This is a genomic window from Nonomuraea lactucae, assembly GCF_003313395.1.
Taxonomy (GTDB): domain Bacteria; phylum Actinomycetota; class Actinomycetes; order Streptosporangiales; family Streptosporangiaceae; genus Nonomuraea; species Nonomuraea lactucae.
Genome location: NZ_QNFZ01000762.1, coordinates 1 through 4,454 on the forward strand (window position 1 = coordinate 1; position 4,454 = coordinate 4,454).

Consider the following 4,454-nt stretch of genomic DNA (forward strand, 5'->3'; position numbering starts at 1 on the left):
CCTGGTCGGGCTGGTCCGCCACGCCCGGCTGGTGGTGTCCGGCGACACGGGGGTAGCTCACCTGGCGAGCGCGTTCCGCGCGCCGTCGGTGGTGCTGTTCGGGCCGGTCTCGCCCGCGCTGTGGGGGCCGCCGCCCGGCGGGCGGCACGTGGCGCTCTGGGCCGGGCTGAACGGCGACCCGCACGGCGACCGGGTGGACCCCGGCCTGCTCGAGATCGGGGTGTCCGAAGTCGTGGACGCCGCATTGGAGGTCACCTCATGAAGGCGCTGGTTACCGGAGGGGCCGGCTTCCTCGGCTCCCACCTGTGTGAACGCCTGCTGGACCAGGACGCGGAGGTCGTCTGCATGGACAACTTCCTCACCGGCGGGCCGCGCAACGTCGAGCACCTGATCGACCGGCCGGCGTTCCGGATCATCGAGTGCGACCTGACCGGGTACGTGCACGTGCCGGACCGGCTGGACCTCGTGCTCCACTTCGCCTCGGCCGCCTCCCCCGCCGACTACCTGCGCTACCCGATCGAGACGCTGCGGGTCGGCAGCACCGGCACGCTGCACGCGCTCGGCCTGGCCAGGGAGAAGGGGGCCAGGTTCGTGCTGGCCTCGACCAGCGAGGTGTACGGCGATCCGCGGGAGCACCCGCAGCGGGAGACGTACTGGGGCAACGTCAACCCGGTCGGCCCGCGCAGCGTCTACGACGAGGCTAAGCGCTTCGCCGAGTCGCTGACCACCGCCTACCGGCAGTCCCGCGGCACCGACACGGGCATCGTGCGGATCTTCAACACGTACGGGCCGCGCATGCGTCCCTTCGACGGCCGGGCGATCCCGACCTTCATCAGGCAGGCGCTGCAGGGCGAGCCGATCACCGTCACCGGCGACGGCACGCAGACGCGCTCCATCTGCTACGTCGACGACACGGTGTCGGGCATCCTCGCCATGGCCCGGAGCGACTTCGCGGGGCCCGTCAACATCGGCAACCCGGACGAGCTGACCATGCTGGAGCTGGCCACGCTGATCAAGGAGCTGACGGGGTCGGCGTCGCGCATCGAGTTCGTCGACCGCCCGGCCGACGACCCGATGGTGCGCAGGCCCGACACGACGCTGGCCGCCGAGCGGCTCGGCTGGCGGGCCACGGTGCCGGCGGCCGACGGGCTGCGCCGGACGATCGCCTGGTTCGCGGCCGAGCTGTCACGCCACGACCGGCTGCAGCACCTGGGGGCTTGACCGGACGGCCGCCTTGACGTGGCCCGGCCCGCCCACTACTCCCCCAGGATCCGCAGGCGCGCGGCCTGCATCCCCGCCTGGAAGCGGGTGCGGGCGCCCAGCGCGGTCATCGCCTTGCGCATCCGGCGTTCGACGGTTCGCTGGCCCACGCCGATCCGCCTGGCGATCGCCTAGTCGGTCAGACCGGCCGCGGCCAGAGCCAGCAGTTGCTCGTCTCCGGGGCTGAGGATCACGCCCGAGGCGCCCGCGCCGGGCGGCCAGAGCGGGATGGCCCGATCCCACAGCGTCTCGAACAGCGTGACCAGGCCGTCAAGCAGCGCCGAGGGGCGCAGCACGGCGATCTCGTCCTCCACGGCCAGCTCCAGCGAGACCAGTCCGGTCCTGCCGTCGCTGATGAACAGCTTGAGCGGCACGCCTTGGGCACCCGGCTCCGCTCTCCCCGCCGGGCCAGGTCCCGGACGAGGGCGAGCTGCCGCGGCGAGCTCCGGGCCGCCTGGTCGTAGATCGTCCGGTAGGCGACGCCCCGGTCGAGCAGATCGTACTGAACCTCGCTCTGGCGGTCGACGGGATCGACCACGTAGGGCGGCCGGTCCAGGATCAGCACCTCGTGCCTGGTGGTGCGCTGCGTCTGGAAGAACTGGTGCGCGATCGCCTCCCTGTCGCGGATCACCCGGATGGGCAGCCGCTCGTCCACGCCCAGCGCGGCCCGGTACTCCTCGGCGAGACGGGCGGCGCCGAGCCGCGCGTGGTCGATCGCGCGCAGCCGTTCGAGCGCGAGCAACTCGATCGCGACGTCCGGCGCCGCCGGGACCAGCCGCATCGGGCGGGTCTCGGCGGTGGTCAGCAGCCCCAGCGACTCCAGCGAGCGGACGCACCGGCGGACCCGCGCGGGCCGCCACCCCATGGCCACCGCGACGTCGCGCATCGTGGCGTAGGGGTGGCCGAGCAGCCACGTGTACAGCTGCTCCTGCTGCGGTGGAACGCCGAGACCACCCAGTGTCGGCATCCCGACCGTGGCGGAAACACCCACGAGACCGGCCTCCTTTCTGTCAGTAAGTTCGCGTTGTCGATCAGCCTTCCAACCAGCCTTCCAACCAGCCTTCCAACCAGCCTTCCAACGCCTGACTCATTCACCCCCCGGAAGGAGTCCCCCATGCGCAGGGCCCTGATCAGTGCCCTCTTACTCATCGCCGCTTCCCTGGTCGCGCCGTCCGGAGCGGCCGCCCAGGCGGCCGGGCAGACCGGCCGCGAGCAAGCGGACGGCGACTACGCGGACGGCGACTACATCGTCGTGCTGAAGAACTCCGTCACCGACCCGTACGGCGTCGCCCGGCGGTACGCGAGCGACTTCGGCGCGCGGCTCGGCTTCACCTACCGGACGGCGCTCAAAGGGTTCTCCGCCACCCTGTCCGGCGCGGCGGTCGACGCCCTGCGCCGCGACCCTCGTGTCCTCTCCGTCGAGGTGGACAACGTCGCCCACGCGACCGGGCACGCGACCGCCCAGATCTTGCCGACCGGCGTGCGGCGCACCTACACCGACGCCAATCCCGGGCTCAAGGTGGGCGACGGCCGTGACGAGCGGGTCGACGCCGACGTCGCCGTGCTGGACACCGGCATCGACTTCGACCACCCCGACCTCAACGTGGCCCGGCGCGTCCTGTGCCTCAACACCACCACGTGCACGGACAACGCCGGCGACGACGACCACGGGCACGGCAGCAACGTGGCCGGCATCGTCGCCGGCCTGGACAACGGCATCGGCTACGTCGGCATCGCGCCGGGCGCCCGGCTCTGGTCGATCAAGGTGCTCAACAGCTCGGGCAGCGGCAACTTCTCCGGCATCATCGCGGGCGTCGACTGGGTGGCCGCGCACGCCGGTGAGGTCGAGGTCATCAACATGAGCCTCGGCTGCCGCAACTGTTCCCAGCCCGCGCTGGAGACCGCGATCAACAACGCCATCGCCAAGGGCGTGGTCGTCGTGGTGTCCGCCGGGAACGACACCGGCGACGCCGGCGCCAACGTGCCCGCCAAGTATCCCGACGTCATCACCGTGTCCGCGCTCGGCGACTACGACGGCAAGCCCGGCGGCCAGGGCTCGCCCTCGTGGTGCAACAGCCAGATCACCAACAAGGACGACACGCTCGCCGCGTGGAGCAACTTCGGCCGCGTCATCGACATCGCGGCGCCGGGAGACTGCATCCAGTCCGCCCACCGAAACGGCGGCTACTCCAACTACAGCGGCACCTCCCAGGCCGCGCCGCACGTGGCCGGGGCGGCCGCCTGGCTGGCCGGCGGCAGCAACAAGCCCACCGACAAGGCCGGGGTCATGGCGATCCGCGACACCATCGTGAACGCCGGCAACACGGACTGGACCGACGACTCCGGCGACGGCGTCATGGAGCCGTTGCTCGACCTGTCCGACACCTCGGTGTTCCCACCGGGTGGTGGGGGCGGCGGCAGCCCCGTCGCCAGGTTCTCCTCCTCCTGCGACAGCCCGACCAGGGTCTGCGGCTTCGACGCGAGCGCCTCCACCGACCCGGACGGCAGGATCACCGGCTACAGCTGGGACTTCGGCGACGGCGGCACCGGTTCGGACGTCAAGCCGTCCCACACCTACGGCGCGTACGGCACCTACACCGTCAAGCTGACCGTCACCGACGACTCCGGCAAGACCGCGTCGACCAGTTCGTCGGTCACGCTCACCGACCCGTCGGTCAACCTGCCGCCGAACGCCTCGTTCAGCGTGTTCTGCGTGCTCGGCAACTGCCACTTCGACGGCTCGGCCTCCACTGACCCGGACGGCACGATCGTCCAGTACGCGTGGACGTTCGGCGACGGCGGCGGCGCCACCGGCGCCCAGGTCAGCCACACCTACCCGAACAGGACCGCCACCTATCCCGTCACCCTCACGGTCACCGACGACAAGGGAAAGGCCGCCGCCGCGAGCGGCAAGGTGACCTGCACGAGCGGCTTCTTCCCCAGCTGCGCAGCCTCCTGACGCGTCACGGCCGCGGGTCTCCGGCCGGGCACGAGCCCGCCGGAGGCCCGCGGTGCGCGGGCCGTCCTCCACCGGATCCTCCAGGCGAAGTGAATTAGGAAATAAACTTTACCATTTCCTTCGCCGGTGGCCGAGGATCCCTTCGCCGCGAGCCGATCAGGTAGGAGTGGCGAACTCCCTCAGAGGGCCACGCCCAGCAGGGCGTCGGCCAGGTCGCGCACGAGCGCCGGAGCCG

General features: G+C 71.5%; 4 protein-coding genes. 3 read left to right on the top strand and 1 reads right to left on the bottom strand.

Annotated elements, in window-relative coordinates; translation table 11 throughout:
- The coding region (locus DQW85_RS26945) for a glycosyltransferase family 9 protein (protein WP_162795410.1) at window positions 1-262 on the top strand (262 nt) is incomplete at its 5' end.
- Entirely contained in the window at window positions 259-1,221 is a 963-nt protein-coding gene (locus DQW85_RS26950) for a UDP-glucuronic acid decarboxylase family protein (protein ID WP_113702722.1), read from the top strand. The genes DQW85_RS26945 and DQW85_RS26950, both read left to right, overlap by 4 nt.
- A gap of 229 nt (window positions 1,222-1,450) precedes the next feature.
- Here the strand turns inward: DQW85_RS26950 and DQW85_RS26955 are convergent, their stop codons facing one another.
- Complete coding sequence (locus DQW85_RS26955; RefSeq protein WP_205315438.1) at window positions 1,451-2,251, bottom strand: TrmB family transcriptional regulator; 801 nt, start codon at window positions 2,249-2,251, stop codon at window positions 1,451-1,453.
- Between the two features lie 123 nt (window positions 2,252-2,374).
- Between DQW85_RS26955 and DQW85_RS26965 the strand changes: the two genes are divergently transcribed.
- Window positions 2,375-4,219 carry a S8 family serine peptidase gene (locus DQW85_RS26965; protein ID WP_113702723.1) on the top strand — a complete coding sequence of 615 codons (1,845 nt, stop codon included), beginning with the start codon at window positions 2,375-2,377 and terminating at the stop codon, window positions 4,217-4,219.
- Window positions 4,220-4,454: the final 235 nt, after the last annotated feature.